Source organism: Janthinobacterium sp. BJB304 (assembly GCF_002735765.1).
GTDB lineage: Bacteria > Pseudomonadota > Gammaproteobacteria > Burkholderiales > Burkholderiaceae_D > Janthinobacterium.
The window spans coordinates 34,692-56,061 of record NZ_PDZN01000016.1; the positions used below are offsets into that span (position 1 = coordinate 34,692).

A 21,370-nucleotide genomic window follows, 5' to 3' on the forward strand; every position below is an offset into this window, starting at 1 on the left:
ATGACGCAAGCAAGACAGCCGCAGCGCATCCAGAATCCCGAGCGCATCGATGCCGGGGCGATCCGCGCCGCTATCGCGGGCGGCCAAGAGGTGCTGGTGCAGTTCAATACCCTGGCCGAGCCAGCGCCGCTGCTGGCCGACCTCGACGCCCTGGCCGCCACTTGCGGCACGGCGCTGACCATCCGCATCTACGGCTACGACCCGAGGGTGTTCGATGCCCGCATCCTGCGCGCGCTGCCGCATGTGGCCAGCCTGTCCATCGATTGCCACCGGCAAGCCATCCATCTGGAAGCGCTGGGCGAACTGCGGCACCTGAAGCGTCTGAGCCTGGGCGTGTACGAGCTGGCGCAAGGCGACATCCTGCAACTGGACAATTTGCGCGCCCTCGAATACCTGAACCTGGGCGAATCGGCCAGGAACAATATCGACCTGGCGCCCCTGCGCCAGTATGCGCACCTGGCCAGCCTCGTCATCGAAGGCCACAGCCAGCATATCGAGACCCTGGCCAGCCTGCCGGCGCTGCATGACCTGTCGCTGTACCGCATCAAGAACACCGTGCCGCTGGATTTCATCTCGGAGATGAGCCGCCTGGACAGGCTGCTGTTGCAACTGGGCGGCCGCGAATCGCTCGCACACATCGAGGCGCCGCTGCTGAGAAAACTGGAAGTGATACGCGTGCGCGGGCTGGAAACGCTGGGCGATATCGGCCGTTTCCCGCTGTTGCAGGCGCTATGGGTGGAAGACCAGATCAAGCTGCGGCAGATCGCGCTGGGGGCCAATTCCGTGCTCGAACGCCTGAACTTGCACACCTGCAAGACGCTCGACAGCCTGCCCGGCCTGGCTATCCTGCCCGCCCTGCGCCAGTTGTCGGCATCCGAGACCATGCTCGACATCGACGCGTTGCTGGCGCATGGCTTGCCCGCATCCCTGACGCATGCGCGCCTGCGCACCGGCAGGAAAACGCGCGACGACGCCATCGCCGCGCGGTTGGCGGAGCTAGGCTACACCTCAGCACCCTAAAAGCGACGCTGAAATCAGCGGCTGGCCGCCAGCCTGCGCTGCCACAGCGCCACGTCGATCATCACGCCGTCCGCGCCCGTATTGCGGATGTAGACGCGGTAGCTGCCCTGCCCCATGTCGCCATCGAGGTAGGCCGTGCGCTCGTTGCGCTGCAGCCTGGCGCCCTTGGCCAGCTGGCGGTAGCGCTCGACCACCGTGTCGAAACTGGCATAGCTGCGCAGTGCCACTTCCAGGTCGCGCGGCGGGCGGCCTTCCGCATGGTCCAGCACATTATTCTGCTTCTTGCCCTTGAGCGTGAGCGGATAGGCAAACACGCCGGCGCCGGCCGACGTCAGCACCGTGGATTTATCGAGCAGCAGCGGCAGCAGCGCCGGCGGATACGCGGGCGGCAGCTGGGCGCGGTTCCAGCCCGGCAGGGCCGGCTGCGCCAGCACGTATTCGACGCTGGCGATCTTCTGCCCATCGGCGCCCGCTTCCTTGTCGCCCGCGATCAGCGCCAGCATGGGCGGCAATTGCCGGGCCCAGGCCAGCAGGGGTGCAGCATCCCCGACCAGCATGCCCTTGCGGTGGAATACCGTCAGCACGGCATTCGGATCGGGATTGCAGACTTTCGCCAGCGGCTGCCCCTCCAGGCGGCAATGTCCGTTCACCAGGCCAAAGGCGATGATGACGCCGCGCTTGTCAAGCAGCATGGCGCCCCGTTCGCGGCCCTGCTTGCGGTCGTTCATCGACGCCAGCAACTGGCGGCCATCGGCCAGCACGGCGCGCGTGGCGTCGCGCTTTTCGCTGATCGCTTCGAGCGCCTGCGCCAGCAGCAATTCATCGTTTTCCGTGTAGCTGCCGCGCGCGTAACCGAAGAAATCGAACAGGGCCGCGCGCACTTGCGAGTCTTCGCTCAGGCGCGGCAAGGGACCGCCGGCCAGCAGGGACGACAGGCTTTTCCCGGCCGGTGCCAAGGGCGCCGCCGTGGCGCGGGCAGGCTGGGAAAGGAGGCAGGCCGCCGCCAGCAAGGCGCCGCCCAGGGTGCGGTAATTCGAAAAGATGATATGCATGATTCTGTCTGTCGGGGGATTTTGCCGCTACCAGTGGCCACTGGCCACACATGGCGCGCCGGCGATTCTAGCATGGCGCCAGTCCCCATGCCGTGCGGCAGGCGGACGGCAGGTGCGCCGGTGCGGCTGTTATGATGGCAGCAATGACGACACCACCCCACGCCTCGACACTGCTTGTCCTCCTGCCCGGCATGGATGGCACGGCACGGCTCTTCCACCGTTTTGACGCCGCCTTGCGCGCGCAGAGCGCCATCGACACCCAGGCCATCGCCTACCCGGCCGCGCCGCTCGATTACGCGGCGCTGGAAGCATTCGTGCGCGCGCGCTTGCCGCAGGACCGCCCTTTCATCGTGCTGGCCGAATCGTTTTCGGGACCGCTGGGGTCAGCTTTGCGCGCCGATCCGCCGCCCGGCATGCAAGCCCTGATCCTGTGCTGTTCGTTCGTGCGCAATCCGCGCCCGATGCTCGCGCCCCTGCGCCACCTGCTCGGCCTGGTGCCCTTTGGCACCCTGCCCGGCTTCGCCCTGCGCCAGGCGCTGCTGGCGCCGTATGCGACGCCGGCCCTGCAGGCGGAACTGGCGGCGGCACTCGCGCAAGTGCCGCCCAGCGTGCTGCGCCAGCGCCTGCGCGCCGTGCTGGAAATCGACGCCTCGCGCAGCTTCGCGCGCGGCAGCCTGCCCGTGCTGTATCTGCGCGCCCGCCATGACCGCCTGGTGCCGCCGGCGAACGCCGTGCAGATACTGCGGCAGGCAGCGGGCGCGCAGCTGGTCGACATCGCCGCGCCGCACATGCTGCTGCAGGCGGCGCCGGAAGCGGCCGCCGTCGCTGTCGCCGCTTTCATTACGGGCCTGTCAGCCGCGCAGGTATCCGCTTAAACGCGCGCTGGCCAGCACGGCCAGCCAGCTCAAGCCGCCCGCCAGCACGCTGAAGTAGATGGCCCGCAGCGGATGCTGGGGCAGCAGATACGCCAGCACGGCCGCGCCCAGCAAGCCGCACAGCAGCGGTTTCACCCTGCCGGGCGGCAGCAGTGCCAGCAGCAGATTCGTGCCCGCATACACGTAAAACACCAGCAGCAAGGCCAGGCCGCCCGCCACGCCGCGCGAGCCGAGGCTGCCGAACAGCTGCGTGTACAAATAAAACCCCAGCCAGCTCAACACAATAAACAGCAGGCAGCCCAGCGCATGCGCGCCCAGGCCGGCCATCAGGCGGATTTTCACGGTTGCTTCAGTACAGGAATGAAGCGGTGGCCGCAGGCATGGCACATGAAGGTACGCGCATATTTATCCTGCAAGGCGGCGGCCTCCTTGTCCCAATTGGCGACGAAGGACGTTTGCGACAAGGCGACGGAGACGACACCCCCTGCTACGAAGATCCAGAACAGGCCATTTGCGCCAGCCTGGTAAAAGATGACGGCGGCGATGACAAAAATGATCACGCCCAACACGATCAGCCCCACTTTCTGGTGGGTCTGCATCGTCGGCCCGGCGGCCTGGCGCGACAACAAGGTCTGGCTGCGCGTATGCGCATGACCGTGGATGAAATCACCATCGATCCTGCCCGAGATATGGGTAGAGGTGCCGGAAATGCCGGAGGCATGCACCATGGAGAGACGTTGAATATTGGAACTGTCACATGCCGGGCAATGCGCCATTGCTATTTCCATAAAATAAAATAATCGCGCACTGTAGCATAAAAAAAGCCGGCCCTTTCGTGCAGAAAAGGCCGGCTTGATGACGTTTGCAGCTAAGCGATTACTTCGCCGTATTGAGCAGCAACTCGTTCAGGCGCTTGACGAAACTGGCCGGATCGGCCAGCGAGCCGCCTTCGGCCAGCATGGCCTGGTCGAACAGGATGTTGGCCCAGTCGCCGAACTTGCCACCTTCCGCGTCCTCGTATTTCAGACGCGTCACCAGCGGGTGGTTCGGGTTGATTTCCAAAATCGGCTTCGATTCCGGCGCGCTCTGACCCGCCGCCTTCAGCATGCGCAGCAGGTTGCCCGACAATTCGTTTTCATCGGCCACCAGGCAGGCTGGCGAATCGGTCAGACGGAATGTCACGCGCACGTCCTTGGCCTTGTCGGCCAGCACGGTCTTCATCTTGCCCACCAGGTCGGCGTACGAGGTTTCCGTTTCTTCGTGCTCTTTCTTTTCCGCCTCGTCTTCCAGCGCGCCCAGGTCCAGGCCGCCCTTGGCGACGGAGACCAGTTCCTTGCCTTCGAAATCCTGCAGGAAGGACAGCATCCATTCATCGACGCGGTCCGTCAGCAGCAGCACTTCGACGCCCTTCTTGCGGAAGATTTCCAGGTGCGGGCTGTTCTTGGCGGCGGCGTAGTTGTCAGCCGTGACGTAATAGATCTTGTCCTGGCCTTCCTTCATACGCGCCACGTAGTCGGCGAACGAAGTGATTTGCTCGTCGCTGTCGTTGGCCGTCGAGGCAAAGCGCAGCAGCTTGGCCAGGCGCTCCTTGTTGGCCGCGTCCTCGCCGATGCCCTCTTTCAGCACCTGGCCGAATTCCTTCCAGAAGATGGCGTACTTGTCCTTCTTCTCTTGCTCGTCCGCGTTCGCCAGTTCTTCCAGCATGCCCAGCACGCGCTTGGTCGAGCCTTCGCGGATGACCTTGACGTCGCGCGACTCCTGCAGGATTTCACGCGACACGTTCAGCGGCAGGTCGGCCGAGTCGATCACCCCGCGCACGAAGCGCAGGTAGGTCGGCATCAGCTGCTCGGCATCGTCCATGATGAAGACGCGCTTGACGTACAGCTTGATGCCGCCGCGCTTGTTGCGGTCCCACATGTCGAACGGCGCCTTGGCCGGGATGTACAGCAGCTGCGTGTACTCGCTGCGGCCTTCCACGCGGTTGTGCGTGTGCGTCAGCGGCGACTGGAAGTCGTGCGACACGTGCTTGTAGAATTCGTCGTACTGTTCCGGCGTGATGTCGGCCTTGTTGCGAGCCCACAGGGCGCTGGCCTGGTTGACGGTTTCGAATTCGTCCTTCAGGACGGTTTCTTTTTTCTCGTCGTCCCACTCTTCCTTCTGCATCACGATCGGCAGCGAGATATGGTCCGAGTATTTGCGGATGATGGACTTGATCTTCCAGCTCGACAGCAATTCGTCCTCGCCTTCGCGCAGGTGCAGGATGATGTCCGTGCCGCGCGACGGCTTGTCGATCGATTCGATGCTGTAATCGCCTTCGCCCGCCGACTCCCAGCGCACGCCTTCGGAAGCGTCCACGCCGGCGCGGCGCGTTTCGACGGTGATCTTGTCGGCGACGATGAAGCCGGAATAGAAGCCCACGCCGAACTGGCCGATCAGGGCCGCGTCCTGCTGCTGATCGCCCGACAGCTTGCCGAAGAATTCCTTGGTGCCCGACTTGGCGATGGTGCCCAGGTGCGAGATCGCCTCGTCGCGGGTCATGCCGATGCCGTTGTCGGAAATGGTGATGGTGCGCGCATCCTTGTCGAAGCTGACCTTGATCTTCAATTCGTGATCGTTGCCGTACAGGGCGTCGTTATCGATCGCTTCGAAGCGCAATTTGTCGGCCGCGTCGGACGCGTTCGAGATCAATTCGCGCAGGAAGATTTCCTTGTTCGAGTACAGGGAATGGATCATCAGGTGCAGCATTTGCTTCACTTCGGTCTGAAAACCCAGGGTTTGCTTTTCGGAGACAGCCATTTTTACCTCATAGTCTTGTGGATGGGACGGATTCTACGGAGTTGGGGATGGTACAAGCGATTTCAAGAGCCCCCGGCAAATGTGCAGTTTTAGCCCAGTGCGCGCGCGAAAAAATCCCAGACGCGCTCGTCCTGCACCGTGGCCAGGTTCAGGCGCATGCGGGTCGACGGCAGCTGGCGCGGCGAAAACAGGCTGCCCGGCCCCAGCACCAGGCCTTCGGCCAGCGCCTTTTCGGCCAGCACATTCGTGTCGCAGCCCGCATCGGCCCAGATGAACATGCCGGCCGGCGCGGGATCGAAACGCAGGCCGGCCCGCTCGGCGCGGCGGTACGTGCCCTCGCGCACCTTGTCGAGCCGCGCGCGCAGCCGTTCCGCATGCTTGCGGTACAGACCTTGCGAGAGGATTTTATACACCACGCGCTCGCCGATGTCGCTGGTGGTCAGGGTGGCGAGCATCTTGCGGTCGGCCAGGCGCTGCGCCCATTCCGGCGAGGTGGCGATGAAGCCCACGCGCAGGTTGGCCGACAGGCTCTTGGAAAAGCCGCCCAGGTAAATCACGCGGCGCAGCTGGTCCAGCGCGGCCAGGCGGGTGGCCGGCTGCACCTCGCCGCCGGGATGCATGTCGCAATAGATATCGTCTTCGACGACGAGGAAATCGTGTTGTTCGGCCAGGCGCAGCACCTGAAACGCCTTGGCCGCCGACAGCGACGTCGAGCTGGGGTTGTGCAGAACCGAATTGATCACGTACAGCTTGGGCCGGTGCAGGGCCGCCAGCTCGGCCAGCACGGCGATATCGGGGCCGTCACCCAGGCGCGGGATGCCGATGACCTGCATGCCCATGGCGGCAAAGGCGCCAAACATCAGCCAATACGCGGGATCGTCGACGAAAATGGTGTCGCCGGGACGGGCAAACTCGCGCGCCACCAGGTCCAGCGCCTGCATCACGCCCACCGTGGTGACGATCTGCTCGGGCGGACAGGCGATTTCCAGGCCCGCCAGTTTCAGCTGCAACTGCTGGCGCAGCGGCAGGAATCCCTGCGGCGATCCGTAACCGAGCAGCAGGCTGCCCGGCTGGCGGCTGACATCGCGCAGGGCGCGCGCCACCAGGTCGCCATCGAGCCACTCGGCGGGCAGCATGCCGGTGCCGGGCGCGGGGATGACCGGCGTCTGGCGGAACATGTTTCGGATCAGCCAAACGACATCCATCGGCTGCGCCGCCGTGTCCTGCGCGCCAGGGGGCGGCGCCGGCGTGTTCAGCGGCGAGCGCTCGCGCACGAAAAAGCCGGCGCCGCGCCGCGATTCCAGGTAGCCGCGCGCCACCAGCTTGTCGTAGCTGGCCACCACCGTGGCGCACGACACATCCAGGCTGGCGGCGCACTGGCGGATCGAAGGCATGCGCGCGCCGCCGCGCAGCAGCTTGTCGTCGATGCGCGCCGCCAGCGAGCGCGCGATCTGGTCGATCAGGGTTTCGCCCGAGGCGCGCGACAGCAAAGGAAGTGTATTGCTCATATGGCCATGACAGTATGTGAAATTATGCGTGAAAGTGTATTTGTACTGTATTGCTATTGCACCCTAGGATAGCAGTACGGCAGAAATTAATCCACGCCTGCCGCGCACCCCGCACACCTATCAGCCAGTATCAGGAAAAACATGCCATCGACTACCAGTACCGCCCCCGCCAGCCATCCTCCCCGCCTCGGCGCCGACCGCAAAGGCCTGCTGCTGGGCCTCATCGCCGTCGCCCTCTTCAGCCTGACCCTGCCTTTTACGCGCATGGCCGTCGCCGAACTCGATCCCACCTTTGTCGCCCTGGGCCGCGCCCTGGTGGCCGCCGGCCTGGCCGGCCTGTGGCTGTGGCACCAGCGCGCGCCGTTGCCGCGCCGCGAACAATGGCTGCCGCTGGCGCTCGTGTCGCTGGGCTGCGTGCTGGGCTTTCCCTGGCTGACGTCGATCGCCATGCGCAGCCTGCCCGCCTCGCACGGCGCCGTGCTGGTGGGCATCCTGCCGCTGGCCACTGCCGTATTTGCCGTGCTGCGCGGCAAGGAGCGCCCTTCCGCAGGGTTCTGGCTGATGGCCCTGCTCGGCACGCTATTAGTGGTGGCGTTCGCGTTGCGCCAGGGTGGCGGCAGCTTCCACCTGGCCGACTGGCTGATCTTTGCCGCCGTGCTGCTGGCCGCACTCGGCTATGCCGAAGGCGGGCGCCTGGCGCAAACGATGCCGGGCCAGCATGTGATTTCCTGGGCGCTGCTGCTGGCCGTGCCTTTTGTCTTGCCCGTGACGCTGTGGAACGCCTGGCCGCAACGCGCGCTGATGGCGCAGGCCAGCAGCGTGGCCTGGCTGGGTTTTGCCTACATCTCCGTGTTTTCCATGTTTATCGGCTTCTTTTTCTGGTACCGGGGCATGGCGCTGGGCGGCGTGGCGCGCGTGGGACAGACGCAGCTGCTGCAGCCTTTCCTCTCCCTGGTGGGCGCGGCCGTGCTGCTGAATGAGCCATTGACGGGCGAAAGCCTGCTGTTTGCCGGCGCCGTGATCGCCGTCGTGGGCATCGGACGCAAGCTGAAGTAAGCTTCCCTGACGCCCATTTGCAACGCCGTTGCGCGTGCGCATGGGCACGGCGGCGTGCAAGCCGTACAATACCGCAGCACCATGGCGACGCCTATCCGGCGCCGCTTGCGCACGCACCGCCACAAGCGGGCCAACAAATCCAGCCGGCGCAGCTCGGCATCTTCTGTGAGACTCGTATGAAAATTGAAAATCCGAATCCGATCCAATGGCGCTTTGCCGAACGCGCGGAACAGCTGCAAAGCTCGTTCATCCGCGAAATCCTGAAGATCACGCAGCGTCCCGAGATCATCTCGTTTGCCGGCGGCCTGCCCTCGCCCGCCACCTTCCCCGTGGAAGAAATGAAGACCGCCTTCGACAAGGTCCTGTCGAACAATGGCAAGGTGGCCCTGCAATACGGCCCCACCGACGGCTACCTGCCGCTGCGCCAGTGGATCGCCGACTCGCTCTCCGGCAATGGCAGCACCATCCTGCCCGAGCAAGTGCTGATGACGTCCGGCTCGCAGCAGGCGCTGGACTTGCTGGGCAAGGTCCTGATCGACGAAGGCAGCCGCGTGCTGGTGGAAACCCCCAGCTACCTGGGCGCCCTGCAGGCGTTTTCCGTCTACCGTCCCGAATTCGTGTCCGTCGACACCGATGACGAAGGCCTGGTGCCGTCGTCGATCGATCCCGTCGCCGATGGCGCGCGCCTGTTGTACGCGCTGCCGAACTTCCAGAACCCGACGGGCCGCAGCCTGTCCGTGGCGCGCCGCGTGGAACTGGTGGAAACCTGCGCCCGCCACGGCCTGCCGCTGATCGAGGATGATCCGTACGGCGCCCTGAGCTACAGCGGCGAGCCGTATCCGAAGATGATCAACATGAATCCGGACGGCGTCATCTACATGGGCTCGTTTTCGAAAGTGCTCACGCCCGGCATCCGCCTCGGCTACGTGGTGGCGCCGATGCCGCTGGTACGCCGCCTGGAACTGGCCAAGCAGGCGGCCGACCTGCACACCTCGCAGCTGACGCAGATGGTCGTGCATGAAGTGATCAAAGATGGTTTCCTGGAGCGGCATATCCCCAGCATCCGCAGCCTGTACGGCAACCAGTGCCAGGCCATGCTGTCGGCGCTGGAAGAGCACTTCCCGGCCGGCGTCACCTGGACGAAGCCGGAAGGCGGCATGTTCATCTGGGTCACCCTGCCGAAACATATCGATGCGATGAAACTGCTCGATGAAGCCATCGCCAACAAGGTCGCCTTCGTGCCGGGCGCGCCGTTCTATGCCAACACGCCGGACACGCACACCTTGCGCCTGTCGTTCGTGACGGTGCCGCCGGAACGCATCCGAGAAGGCATCGCCATCCTGGGCAAACTGATCGCCGCAAAAATGTAATCGCACTCTCCACGCCCCGCAACTGCGGGGCGTGTCCCCCGCTGCCCCGGCGCCACCGGGCACGCATCTTTTCCGTTTAAAAACAGCTTTCACGATAGCAACTGCGTTTATTTATTTTTAAAAATATCATAAAAATAATATTTTCACGCCTCGCGCAGCATCGATTTTTTCACCCAAAAAATTGGCGAGGCGGTATGATTTGACCGCTGCATCAGATTTGAACCCGGTCAGCATCACCGAAAATGCAGCAAACGCTGGCAGCGCAAAGTACATCGAGAAGGCCGGAAGCAATGAGTCCAGGCAGTGTGGAGCATTCCCAGCGGCATGAAGCCGCCATTTTGATTGTCGACGATGCGCCGGCCAACCTTGAGCTGCTGCGCAAGCTGATGAGCGAACAGGGTTATCAAACCTATGTTGCCACGTCCGGCGAGCGGGGGCTGGCGATCGCCCAACGCGCCCAGCCCGACCTGATCCTGCTCGACGTGATGATGCCGGACATGGACGGCATCGAGACGTGCCGCCGCCTCAAGCAGCATCCGCTGACGCAGCGCATCCCCGTCATCTTCATGAGCGCCAGGACGGAAACGGAAGACGTGGTGGCCGGCTTCGACTGCGGCGCCGTCGATTACATCAGCAAGCCGCTGCGCATGGCCGAAGTGCGCGCGCGCGTGCGCGCCCAACTGCAAATCCGCAGCAACAATGAAACCCAGCAGGAACAGGCCGAGCGCCTGCGCACCATCGTCAACAACATGGCCGAGGGCTTGCTGATCATCGAGGCGAACGGGCGCATCCAGTACACCAACCCGGCCTGCGACCAATACCTGGGCTACCGCGAAAACGAACTGGCCGGGCGCTTCATCGGCGAGCTGCTCAGCCCCCTCGTGACGCAGGAATACCTCGACTACTTCGCCATGCACGCGGCCAATCCGGAAAAGGCGCACAACCACGGTACGCGCGAAGTGGCGATCCGCCACCGCAACGGCGCGGCGCTGAGCATGGACCTGACCCTGACGCCCATGTATCTGCGCCAGCCCCTGTATATCGGCCTGCTGCACGACATCACACACCACAAGCAGTCGGAAGACGCGCTGCAGCGCGCCGCCTATCTCGATCCGCTGACCCAAATAGCCAACCGCCGGCATTTCGACAGCTTCCTGGAAAAAGAGTGGCAGCGCGCCGTGCGCGGCGGCGGCGCCCTGTCGCTGGTGGTGCTCGACGTCGACCACTTCAAGCTGTACAACGACAGCCTGGGCCACCCGGCCGGTGACAGCTGCCTGCAGCAGGTGGCGCAAGCCATCGATGCGCATGCCAGCCGCTCCGGCGACCTGGCGGCGCGCTACGGCGGCGAGGAATTCGTCCTGCTGTTTGCCGATACGGACGCGGCCAGCGCCCTGCACCTGGCCGAGGCCATCCGCGCCAGCATCGAAGCACTGCGACTGCCGCACCCGCGCTCCACCACCTCGCCGTGGATCACCGTCAGCATCGGCGTGGCGACCATCCGCCCGCACCAGCTGGACGACCGCGAAGCGCTGTTCGTCGCCGCCGACCGCGCCCTGTACGTGGCCAAGGAAGCGGGCCGCAACCAGGTCCGCGCCACGCACTCGGGCAGCACGGCCTGGGAAACGGTCAAGGCGATCGTACTGCGTTAACAGGGAAATTCAACGAAACATGTCGCGAACCAAGGGTAGGCCCACGCCCGATGCAAAGGCACTCCGGGCCAAGCGGGCCTGAAAAATGTCGAGGGCAAGGCGCAGCGACGCAGACAATACGCCAGTACGGCAAGGAGCTGCAACGCCGCCATCGGCATTTTCTCAGGCCCGCGTCTCCGGCCCGCCGTTCTCAAAGCGAATCAAAATTTTCTCGACACGCTCAACTTCGCATTGCGTCCCACGCCGGTGACCGCTTCGCTCAGGTAGGGCATGTAATTGCGGTTGAAGACATTATCGACCGTCAGCCGCACCTCCGTGCCGCGCCACACGCCCTGCCTGCCATTCCATGACGCGAACAGGGTATGCAGCGCATAGCCTTTCGACGGCGGCAGGCGGTACACGTTCCCCACCGGCAGGACGCGCTCCTGCTTCGCCACGAAGCGGCCCTGCCAGCCCATGCTGGCGCCAAGGTCGGGCATGCGCCAGCCCAGCCCCGCCATCAATTTATCGGGCGCGATGGTCGACACGGGTTCGTCCCGGCCCCACGGGTCGCGCTGGGAACCGGTGCGCGTGCCGCGCTGCTTCGACAGCGAGGCGCTGGCAAACAGGCGCGGTGAATTGTAGTAGGACTCCACTTCCACGCCCTGCGTATGGAAACCGGCCAGGTTGCGGTAGTCGGACAGCGCCGGCGGCACCTTGCCCGAGCCCGGCTCGTAGCCTTCGACCAGCACGCCCAGGCGCGGGCCGATATTGTCGCTGACCTTGTTGCGGTAGACCGTCAGGCGCAACTGCGCGTCGTCGCGCTCCATGAACACGTTCTGGCGGTGCAGCATGGCGCCCGCGCGCACGGCCGTCACGCGCTCGACAGCCAGGTCGCGGCTGGTGCCCGGCGTCGATGAACCCTGTCTAGCCGACACATAGTATTCGTTCGAATACATCTCGTCGATCGTGGGCGCGCGCCAGGTCCGGCTCAAGTCGCCGAACAAGGCCAGCGTGCCGGACGCCTTCCAGAACAGGCCCAGACGGGGCGACCAGTCTTCGTGCGCCTTTTCGCTGAAGTCGTGGCCGGCCGCCGCCAGCGGACTGTTGTAGCGCGGCGCCTTGTTCGGCACGCCCTCGGAGACGACCCGGTCGTGGCGAAGCGCCGCCGTCAGCGTCAGGTCGCCATACGTCATCGCATCCTGCAGATACAGGCCCGTGGTTTCCTGGCGCCCGGCCGGCATGTAGTAGGGCTGGAAGTAGCCGTAGTTGTAGCTGGGGTCCTTCAACGCCGTCGACGACGGGTAGTACATCAGGGTGTCGCGCACATTCTTGTGCCATTGCAGGCCCGTTTGCAGCACGTGCGACACGGCGCCCGTCGCAAACACGCTTTCGTTGCGCACTTCCGCGATGCGGTCCACGTACGAGGCCCAGCTCTCGTTGCCCAGAGAGCCCAGGTAGGAACCCGGTGAAGCCGATGGCAGGCGCTTGTCATGCTGGTCCGTGTGCGAATAGCCGGCGCTGGCCGTCAGCTTGATCCATGGATTATCTTGCGGCGCGTACTGCCACTTCACGGAATACGTATCGTCGTCCTGGTCGCGGTAGACGGCCTTGCGCTGCCACGCCTCTTCCAGTCCATATTTTTTGATTTCCACCTCGGTCGGCGTGGGCACGTCCTCGCCCATGGCGGCGAACGGGCCCCAGCCCGAACTGCCGCTCTTCATCGCCGTCAGGGTCAGCAGCTGCTCCGGCGTCAGCCGGATATTCAGCTTGGCCAGGCTCGATGGCGCATCGATGGCGGAAAAGCGGAATGGCTTGCCGTCCGGCTTGCGCAAATCGTCGGACTTGCGCCGCGTGGTGAAGGCCATCGCGTCGAAGCGGCCGTCTTCGGTGCGGCCGTAGACGGCCACGGTGGCGTCGTTTTCTGCATTGTTCGAGTGGCGCGAGTACTTGAGCATGGCGCCCACGCTCTCGCCGCCTTCGAGCAAGTCCTGCGCATCCTTGGTCTCGACCGTGATGACGCCGCCGAAGCCGCCATTGCCATACAAGCTCGTATGCGCGCCCTTGTTCACTTCGATCTGCTTGATCAGTTCCGGCTCGATGAAGATGGAACCCTGGCGGTATTTTTCAAAACCCTTGGGCACGCCGTCGAGGATGACCTTCACGTCCTGCACTTTGTTGAAGCCCCAGATATTGAGGCTCTGGCCGCTGGGACGGGCCGTGCCGGCCAGGTCCACGCCGGGCAAGGTGTCGAGCAAGGACGCGACATTGTCGGCCTGCTGGCGTTCGATGTCGGCGCTGGTGATATACGAGCGTCCGGCCGTGCCGGCGCTGATGGCGTCGCCAAACACGCTGATGGCGGGCATCTGCACGGCGCCAGCCTTCTCGGCCTTGTCGGCCATCGCCGCCGCCCACGCATGGCCGTGCGCGCCGCCCAATGCCAGCGCCAGCGCGGCGGCCAGCGGGGTCAATCGTTGTTTGCTGCTCTTCATCGCTATCCTTGCCTGAGTTTGCTGCTTCATGCTTGTGGAATGAAAAACGCTGGGCAGAGGACAGGCGGTGCACGATCAAGCGGCGGCGTTGACGGAAGCGTTGCGGCGGAACCCTGCCCGCGCGGACACGCCGCCGGCGCATGGCCGGCGGCGCACTGCAGTCACCGGGATACGTTGCCTTGGTGAAATGCGGAACACATCATATACTGGATGAGAATGATTCGCAATAGCATTGAAGGCGTAGTTATTCCGGATAGCCGGTGATGTCGGCGATCTCGCGGTACAGCGGTTGCAGCCGCGCATACATCTTGCTGTACACGCGCCGGTACAGCTGCTCATAGATTTTGCGGTGCTCGGGATGGGGCTGGAAGACCTTGCCCTTGCGCGTCATCGCTTGCACGGCGGCGGGAAAGTTTGCATGCCAGCCCAGGCCCACGGCGGCGGCGACGGCCGCACCCAGGCCCGAGCTTTCATACACGTGGGCGCGCGCGGCCGGCAAGCCGAAGATGTCGGCCGTCAGCTGCATGGCCGCGTCGCTTTGCGAGCCGCCGCCCGCGATGCGCAGCTCCGTGATAGCGACGCCGCTGCGCCGCTCGATGCGCTCCTTGCCTTCGCGCAGCGCATACGCGAGGCCTTCGAGGATGGCGCGGTAGATGTGCGCGCGCGTGTGCACGTCGCCAAAGCCGATCATGGCGCCCTTCGCTTCCGGCCCCGGCACCTTGATGCCGGGACTCCAGTACGGCTGCAGCATGAGGCCCATGGAACCGGGCGGCACGGCCTCGACCAGGCGGTCGAACAGCGCTTCGGCGGACAAGCCCGTGCCATCCTCAGCGGCCGCCGCCCGTTCGCGGTCGCCGAACTGCTCCTTGAACCAGTTGACCATCCAGTAGCCGCGGAAAATCTGCACTTCCGTGCTGTAGGCGCCCGGCATGGCGGCCGGGTACGGCGGGATGAAGCGCGTCACTTCCACGTATTTGCGGCTGGTCGTGTTGATGGTGGCCGTGGTGCCATAGCTCAGGCACGCCACGTGCGGTTCGACGCAGCCGGCGCCCAGCACTTCGCACGCCTTGTCGGCGGCCGCCGCCAGCAAGGGCGTGCCCTCCGGGATGCCCGTCGCCGCGGCGGCCGACGCCGTGATGGCGCCCATGCGCGTGCCCGGCGTCACCAGTTCCGGCAGCATCGAGCGTCGTATCGCCAGCGCCTGCCACTTCCAGTCGAAGCGCCCGGCCCAGGCATGGCGCTTGTAGTCGAACGGGATGTACGCCACCTGCGAGCCCGTCGAATCGATATATTTTCCGCACAGGCGGTGATTCAAAAAGCCCGACAGCAGCAGGAATTTGTGCGTGCGGTGCCAGATGTCGGGCTGGTGCGCCGCGATCCAGTTGATCTCGGCCTCGCGGCGGAAGTACGTGATCGTGCCGTCGAGGCGCGTGGCGCGGAAGGCGGCGCGCCACCACGGCGCCAGCGGGGGAATGTCGCGCGTGCTGCGCTGGTCCAGCCAGGTGATGGCGGGCCGCAGCGGCGCGCCGTGTTCGTCCACGTTGACCACCGTGCCGCGCTGCGTCGTCACGGCCACGCCGGCCACCGAGGATTGATTGATGTCCGTGCTGCGCCACAGCTGCTGGCACGCCGCGCACACGGCTTGCCAGTAACCGTCGGCGTCATGCTCGGCCCAGCCGGGGTGGTCCGAGTAATACGCTTCCAGGAACACTTGCGCCTTCGCCGCCAGTGTCCCGTCCCGGTCGAACAGCAGCGCGCGCACGCTTTGCGTGCCATTGTCGATGGCAAGAATGTACGGCCCCTGGCCGGAGACGCTGGTCATGGCTTATGCCAGGCTGGCCAGCGCGGCGCGCAGCGCCTGCAGCAGCGCCTGCGGATCTTTTTCAGGCTGCGCGCTGAAGACGGGCGCTTCCCATTCCTGGCCGCGCACGGCCACCACGCGCAAGCGCCCCTGTTCGTTCCAGGCCGGATACCAGCCCACGTCGACAATGTCGCCATTCGCGCACGTGATTTGCAGCAGGTCTTCGCCCAGGTCGTCGACGAGGGTATCGATGGGCTGGCGCAGGTCCAGCGGCGACAGGCTGTCGTAGGTGATGCGCGCGTCGCCCAGCGCCAGGGGCTGGCCAAACAGGGTCGTGTCGATGATGCTCTCCTCTTGTTTATTTTTTATGGTTTTTCAATCGCCCTGCGGCACGCTGTAATGGCGGCGCCACAAGGCCAGGTAGCGCCGCTGTTCCGCATCCCAGCGGGCATCACTCCACCCCAGTTCATGCTGACAGATGGCGCGCAGGCGCGGCATGATAGCAAGCGCGCCGCCGGCCAGCTGCAAACCGAGGCGCGTGCGCCGCAGCAGCAAGTCGTCCAGGTGCTGCACGTCTTCCATGCGCGCGCCCCAGCGCAGCTGCGCCCACAGCGTCTGCGTGCCGGGAATCGGTTCGAGTTCGCCGTCCTGCGCCGCATCGCACAGGGCCTGCGCCCCCGCACCATGACGGCCCAGCAGCCGTTCGCGCTGCTCGCCGTCGAGCAGCAAGGCCTTGCCCGACAAGGGCGGCGTGGCGTCGAAAATCGGCAGCGGACGCAAATCCGCCTGCCAGCCCGGCAGCAGCGGCGCGGCGCGCCGCAAGGCGTCGAGGGCGATCACGCGGAACGTCGTCAGTTTGCCGCCCGCCACCGTCAGCAAGCCGTTTTCCAGCCATAGCGCATGTTCGCGCGCTTCCTTCGACGGGTCAAGCCGGCCGCTGTCGATCACGGGGCGCACGCCGGCAAACGTGGCCAGCACGTCGTCTTCACCCAGCGCCAGCTGCGGGAATTGCCAGCGCAGCGCCGCCAGCAGGTAATCGAGTTCGCCGCGCGTGATGGCCGGTTCCAGGTCCAGGCTGGCGCCGTGGTCGACATCGGTGGTGCCCACCAGGGTCACGCCCTCCCACGGATAGGCGAAGACGGGGCGGCCATCGTGCGGGTGCATCAGGCTGACGGCTTGCGCCAGCGGCAAGCGCCAGGCCGGCAGCAGCAGATGGCTGCCGCGCAGGGGCCGCAGTTTCGGCGGCGCTCCCACCTGGCCGCGCAAGCCGTCGGCCCAGGCGCCCGTGGCGCTGATCACCAGGCGCGCACGCGTGGTGAATGTCGCGCCATCGACCGCATCGTTCAAGGTGGCGCCGGTGACCTTGCCATCTTCGCGCAGCAGCGACGCCACGCCCAGGTAATTGACGGCCACGCCGCCATGACGCCGTGCCTCCTGCAACACGCGCAGCACCAGGCGCGCATCGTCCGTCTTGGCGTCCTGGTACAGCATGCCGCCCTGCAGGCCGTCGCGCCGGACGTGCGGCGCCAGCATGGCAAAGTCAGACGCATCGACATAGCGGCGCGCGCGCTTGCCCGCCATCACGTCGTAGATGGCCAGGCCCAGCATGAACTGGCGCCGCCCCGGCTTCCTGCCCGCGTAGTCGCCGAAGGCGAAGCCTTGCGGCTCGACCAGCCCGGCCGCATCCGCCAGCAAGGCTACCCGCTCGTGCACCGACTCGCGCGTCATGGCGAACTGTCCCTGCTTCAGATAGCGCAAGCCCCCATGCACCAGCTTTGACGACCGGCTCGACGTGCCCCAGGCGAAATCGCGCTGCTCCACCAGCAGCGCCGCCAGGCCGCGCCGCGCCGCTTCCAGCAGGATGCCGGCGCCCGTGATGCCGCCGCCGACGATCAGCACATCCCACTCGCGCGCCAGGACGCCGGGCAGATCCGCCCTGTTCACGATGGGCCTCCGGCCTCGGGCAGCAGTTTGCCGGGATTCATCATGGCCTGCGGGTCGAACTGGCGCAGCAGCGCACGCATGGCGGCGATGCCCAGTTCTCCCTTTTCGGCCATCAGCCACGGCGCGTGGTCCGTGCCCACGCCATGCTGGTGGCTGATGGTGCCGCCGTTGGCGACGATGGCGGCGCCGGCCGCGTCTTTCAAACTGCGCCAGCGCGCCATGTTGTCTTCATACGTGGACGCCAAGCGATACACATACGTGGTGTAGACGCTGGCGCCCTGCGCATACACGTGCGACAAATGCGTGTACGCGTGCACCTGCTCGCCGTGCTGCGCCAGCGCGCGGGCGCCCGCCTGCTCCAGCGCCGCCATCATGGGCGCCACGCGTGGCCAGTCGACAGCCGTTTCCACCGTGTCGATGACATAGCCGTGTTCCCACGCGCCGTTGCGCAGGTAGACGTTGCGAAAGCGTCCCTGCTTCCACTTGTCGCCCATGTGGCGCCCCACGTGCACGCCCCCGTGCCGCCGCGCCAGCGCCAGCGCCCCGCGCAGGGCCGCGCGCGCCGGTTTCTCGTCGCCGCTGACGCCCAGCATCAGCATGCACTTGCCTTCGCCGCAGCCGCGCAGCGACAGGTAGCGTTCCAGCAGTCCCACGAGTTTTTTATGGCCGGCCAGGGTCAGCATGGTTTGCGTTTCGACCGCGTTCGACAGGCGCAGCATGCACAGGGACAGGCGCGACTGGGCCAGCGTCCGCACGGCCGCCTGCGCCTGGCCCCAGTCGGCGAAAAACACGGCGTGGAACGCCTCATACGGCGGCAACGGCGAGACGCGCACGGTGGCCTGCGTCACGATGCCCAGCCGCCCTTCGGAGCCGAGCACCATTTCGCGCAGGTCGATGCCGGCCGCCGAGGCGGGAAACGTGGGGATGCTCAAGGTCCCGGACGGGGTTTCCACCTCGCCGCCCGCGAACAGCTGCTCGATGCGGCCATAGCGCAGCGATTGCTGGCCCGACGAGCGCGTGGCGATCCAGCCTCCCAACGTGGAATACTCGAACGACTGCGGATAATGGCCCAGGGTGTAGCCCTGCGCGCGCAGCTGCGCCTCCAGATCGGGGCCATACACGCCCGCGCCGAACGTGGCCAGCTGCGCCTCGCGGTCCAGGTGGCCCAGTGCGCACAGGCGCACGAGACTGATCGACAGCACGGGGCGCGGCCCCGCCGCCACCGTCAAATGCCCGGCCACGCTGGTGCCGCCTCCATGGGGAATGACGGTCACGCACGCCTGACGCGCATACGCGAGCAGTTGGCGCACCTGCAGCGCGCTGTCGGGAAAGGCCACGCCGTCGGGCACCGCGCCGATGCGGCCGTGGCGTAATTTAAACCAGTCGGGCAGGCTTTGACCGAGCGCATGACGCACGCGCGTGGCAGGCTGGGTGTCGATCAGCGGATGCGGCGCCAGGCGCGACGCGGGCACCTGCGCGCAGGCGTCGTCGAAGCTGGCGTCCGCGATGGGACTGCCCGGTCCCAGGCGCCCGCGCAAAAAAGCCAGCGCATCCTCGCCCAGCGCATACACGATGCTGTCGTCTCCCCAGCCATTCCAGCGTTGCATGAACATCCCCTGTGTTGCGGCCAGTTGCGCGCCACGACGGCTTGCTATACTGTGTTTGCCTGATTTTCTTGCTAGATCAATAGCATATGCCGCCACAGACGAAGGGTATTGGTTTTTCATGACAATCGCATTGTTCCATCATGACAAGCACTGACGGCCGGGTCGCCGGCGCCTATCTGCTGCCGCTGCTGGAAGCGGCCGGCGCCCACGGCATCGATAGCGGCACCCTGGCGCAGGCGGCCGGCGTGGCGCCGCACGGCCTGGAAGCGTCCGCGCCTGGCTTGGGCTTGGCCGCACGCGACTACGTGCGCCTGCTCGATGCGGGCGCGCTGCTGGCGGGCGACGCGCATTTCGGCCTGCACGTGGGCCAGCGCGTGCGCATGGGCACTTACAGCGCCTACGGCTTGATACTGCTCAGTTGCAGCAACGTGGGCCAGGCGCTGGAACAGACGGCCCGCTATGAACGGCTGGCGCACGACCTGGGCCGCTCGACCCTGCAGCGCGACGGCGCCATCGCACATTACCGCTGGGCCAGCAGCTATCCGGGCGCCAGCCGGCACCTGGTCGACAGCGTCTTTGCCGGCATACGCGTGTGCGGCGACTGGCTGGCGGGCATGCCGCTGCCGCCGGCCCGGCTGGCCTTTACCCACGATGGCGGCGGCGACTTGCTGCGCCATGCGGCGCACCGCGAGGAATACGTGCGCGTGCTGGGCAGTCTGCCCGCCTTCAACGCCCCCGCCAACACGGCCACCTTCGACGCGCAATTGCTGGACTGGCCCGTGCCGAACGCGGACGTCAGCCTGTACCCCGTGCTGTGCCGGCATGCGGAACAATTGCTGGCGCAGCGCGAGGCCGAAGCGGACACGGGCGCCGGCATCGATGCGCAGGTGCACGCGGCCATCGTGGGAGGCTTGCGTCAGGGTTCGGCGCGGCTGGCCACCGTTGCCGCAGCACTGGCCGTCACGCCGCGCACCTTGCAGCGCAAGCTGGCCGACGCGGGCACCAGCTTCCAGGCCCTGCTGGATCAGGCCCGCTATGGCCTGGCGCGCGACTATCTGCGCGAGCCGGACCTGTCGCTGGTCGACATCGCCTTCCTGCTCGGCTACCAGGAACAAAGCGCGTTCAACCACGCGTTCCGCACCTGGTCGGGCACCAATCCCGGCGCCTGGCGCCTGCAGCAATTACAGGAAAAGCAAGCCGGCTTACAGGCGTGCGCGGGCCATGCCTGACGCGTTTTCTGGCTATACTGGCAAAGTCTGACTTCCCACGATCACTCCAACCCGCAATGCAAAGGATTAATATGCAACTCAAAGACAAAGTCGCACTGATTACCGGCGCCGCCAGTGGCATCGGCAAGGAAATGGCCATCGAATACGCAAAACAGGGCGCCAAGGTCGTCATCGCCGACCTGGTCCTGGAAGCGGCCAGCAAGACGGCCGAGGAAATCAAGCAAGCGGGCGGCCAGGCGTTTGCCGTCGCCATGGATGTCTCCAGCGAAGAGCAGGTCGACAAGGGCGTGGCGGACGCCGTGGCCCACTTCGGCGGCATCGATGTGCTGATCAGCAATGCGGGCATCCAGATCATCAGCCCCGTCGTCGACTACCCGTTCGACCAATGGAAAAAGATGCTGGCCATTCACATGGACGGCGCCTTCCTCACCACGCGCGCCTGCATGCGCGAAATGATCAAGGCGGGCCGCGGCGGCGCCATCATCTACATGGGTTCCGTGCACTCGCACGAAGGCTCGCCATTCAAGAGCGCCTACGTGGCGGCCAAGCACGGCTTGCTGGGCCTGGCCAAGGTGGTGGCCAAGGAAGGCGCGAAAGACGGCATCCGCGCCAACGTCATCTGCCCCGGCTTCGTGCGCACGCCGCTGGTCGACAAGCAAATCCCCGAACAGGCGGCCCAGCTGAACATCAGCGAGGAAGACGTGATCAAGAAAGTGATGCTGAAAGACACCATCGACGGCGAATTCACCACCACGCAGGACGTGGCGCAAACGGCCATCTTCCTGGCCGCCTTCCCGTCGAACGCCCTGAGCGGCCAATCGATCGTGGTCAGCCACGGCTGGCACATGCAGTAGTAGTGACGCCCGCCCACATCGGCTGCACGGCGCCCTGTGCGGCCTGCGATGCTCGCTGTGCTCCAGCACAGCTGCGCGTCTCGGCCACACATCGCTGCCGCTCGCGATGATGTGGACGGGCGCTGTTGCGTGAGTGTT

17 protein-coding genes are annotated in these 21,370 nt (G+C 65.6%); 7 read left to right on the forward strand and 10 right to left on the reverse strand.

Going from position 1 to position 21,370, the window contains the following annotated elements; translation table 11 throughout:
- The gene (locus tag CSQ95_RS19040) at positions 1-1,020 is read left to right on the forward strand and encodes a hypothetical protein (protein WP_099410639.1); all 1,020 of its coding nucleotides are present in this window, start codon (positions 1-3) and stop codon (positions 1,018-1,020) included.
- 14 nt (positions 1,021-1,034) lie between these two features.
- On the opposite strand, the gene CSQ95_RS19045 is transcribed toward CSQ95_RS19040, so the two are convergent.
- Positions 1,035-2,072, reverse strand: coding sequence for a hypothetical protein (locus CSQ95_RS19045; protein ID WP_070288860.1), 1,038 nt, complete (start codon positions 2,070-2,072; stop codon positions 1,035-1,037).
- A 143-nt stretch (positions 2,073-2,215) separates the two neighbouring features.
- Between CSQ95_RS19045 and CSQ95_RS19050 the strand changes: the two genes are divergently transcribed.
- On the forward strand, positions 2,216-2,947 hold the full coding sequence (locus CSQ95_RS19050) for an alpha/beta fold hydrolase (RefSeq protein ID WP_099410640.1): 732 nt from the start codon (positions 2,216-2,218) through the stop codon (positions 2,945-2,947).
- On the opposite strand, the gene CSQ95_RS19055 is transcribed toward CSQ95_RS19050, so the two are convergent.
- The 4 genes from CSQ95_RS19055 to CSQ95_RS19070 form a co-directional block, all read right to left on the reverse strand.
- A complete protein-coding gene (locus CSQ95_RS19055; RefSeq protein ID WP_070219818.1) occupies positions 2,924-3,289 on the reverse strand; it encodes a hypothetical protein in 366 nt (121 codons plus the stop codon). The genes CSQ95_RS19050 and CSQ95_RS19055 overlap by 24 nt on opposite strands.
- Entirely contained in the window at positions 3,286-3,675 is a 390-nt protein-coding gene (locus CSQ95_RS19060) for a hypothetical protein (RefSeq protein WP_070219819.1), read from the reverse strand. The genes CSQ95_RS19055 and CSQ95_RS19060 overlap by 4 nt, the downstream gene beginning before the upstream one ends.
- 148 nt (positions 3,676-3,823) lie before the next feature.
- On the reverse strand, positions 3,824-5,743 hold the full coding sequence (gene htpG, locus CSQ95_RS19065) for a molecular chaperone HtpG (protein WP_099410641.1): 1,920 nt from the start codon (positions 5,741-5,743) through the stop codon (positions 3,824-3,826).
- 89 nt (positions 5,744-5,832) lie between these two features.
- On the reverse strand, positions 5,833-7,251 hold the full coding sequence (locus CSQ95_RS19070) for a PLP-dependent aminotransferase family protein (RefSeq protein WP_257218105.1): 1,419 nt from the start codon (positions 7,249-7,251) through the stop codon (positions 5,833-5,835).
- A 141-nt stretch (positions 7,252-7,392) separates the two neighbouring features.
- Here CSQ95_RS19070 and CSQ95_RS19075 point away from each other — a divergent pair, with 141 nt between their 5' ends.
- From CSQ95_RS19075 to CSQ95_RS19085, 3 genes are all read left to right on the forward strand, one after another.
- The gene (locus CSQ95_RS19075) at positions 7,393-8,307 is read left to right on the forward strand and encodes a DMT family transporter (RefSeq protein ID WP_099410643.1); all 915 of its coding nucleotides are present in this window, start codon (positions 7,393-7,395) and stop codon (positions 8,305-8,307) included.
- 176 nt (positions 8,308-8,483) lie between these two features.
- Positions 8,484-9,677, forward strand: coding sequence for a PLP-dependent aminotransferase family protein (locus CSQ95_RS19080; RefSeq protein ID WP_070288853.1), 1,194 nt, complete (start codon positions 8,484-8,486; stop codon positions 9,675-9,677).
- A gap of 290 nt (positions 9,678-9,967) precedes the next feature.
- The gene (locus CSQ95_RS19085; protein ID WP_099410644.1) at positions 9,968-11,326 is read left to right on the forward strand and encodes a diguanylate cyclase; all 1,359 of its coding nucleotides are present in this window, start codon (positions 9,968-9,970) and stop codon (positions 11,324-11,326) included.
- Between the two features lie 200 nt (positions 11,327-11,526).
- Here the strand turns inward: CSQ95_RS19085 and CSQ95_RS19090 are convergent, their stop codons facing one another.
- The 5 genes from CSQ95_RS19090 to CSQ95_RS19105 all read right to left on the reverse strand — a co-directional run bounded on the left by CSQ95_RS19090 (position 11,527) and on the right by CSQ95_RS19105 (position 19,149).
- Positions 11,527-13,797: a TonB-dependent hemoglobin/transferrin/lactoferrin family receptor gene (locus tag CSQ95_RS19090; RefSeq protein ID WP_180279102.1), complete on the reverse strand. Its 2,271-nt coding sequence runs from the start codon at positions 13,795-13,797 to the stop codon at positions 11,527-11,529.
- Positions 13,798-14,041: 244 nt separating this feature from the next.
- Positions 14,042-15,619, reverse strand: a complete 1,578-nt coding sequence (locus CSQ95_RS19095; protein WP_099410646.1) for an FGGY-family carbohydrate kinase — start codon at positions 15,617-15,619, stop codon at positions 14,042-14,044.
- Positions 15,620-15,622: 3 nt separating this feature from the next.
- Positions 15,623-15,778: a hypothetical protein gene (locus tag CSQ95_RS29700; protein WP_180279103.1), complete on the reverse strand. Its 156-nt coding sequence runs from the start codon at positions 15,776-15,778 to the stop codon at positions 15,623-15,625.
- Positions 15,779-15,973: 195 nt separating this feature from the next.
- A complete protein-coding gene (locus CSQ95_RS19100; protein WP_099410647.1) occupies positions 15,974-17,542 on the reverse strand; it encodes a glycerol-3-phosphate dehydrogenase/oxidase in 1,569 nt (522 codons plus the stop codon).
- Positions 17,539-19,149, reverse strand: coding sequence for an FAD-binding oxidoreductase (locus CSQ95_RS19105; RefSeq protein ID WP_099410725.1), 1,611 nt, complete (start codon positions 19,147-19,149; stop codon positions 17,539-17,541). The genes CSQ95_RS19100 and CSQ95_RS19105 overlap by 4 nt, the downstream gene beginning before the upstream one ends.
- 140 nt (positions 19,150-19,289) lie before the next feature.
- Here CSQ95_RS19105 and CSQ95_RS19110 point away from each other — a divergent pair, with 140 nt between their 5' ends.
- Complete coding sequence (locus tag CSQ95_RS19110; RefSeq protein WP_099410648.1) at positions 19,290-20,378, forward strand: AraC family transcriptional regulator; 1,089 nt, start codon at positions 19,290-19,292, stop codon at positions 20,376-20,378.
- A 71-nt stretch (positions 20,379-20,449) separates the two neighbouring features.
- Positions 20,450-21,232, forward strand: a complete 783-nt coding sequence (locus tag CSQ95_RS19115) for a 3-hydroxybutyrate dehydrogenase (protein ID WP_099410649.1) — start codon at positions 20,450-20,452, stop codon at positions 21,230-21,232.
- The last annotated feature ends 138 nt before the right edge of the window (positions 21,233-21,370 follow it).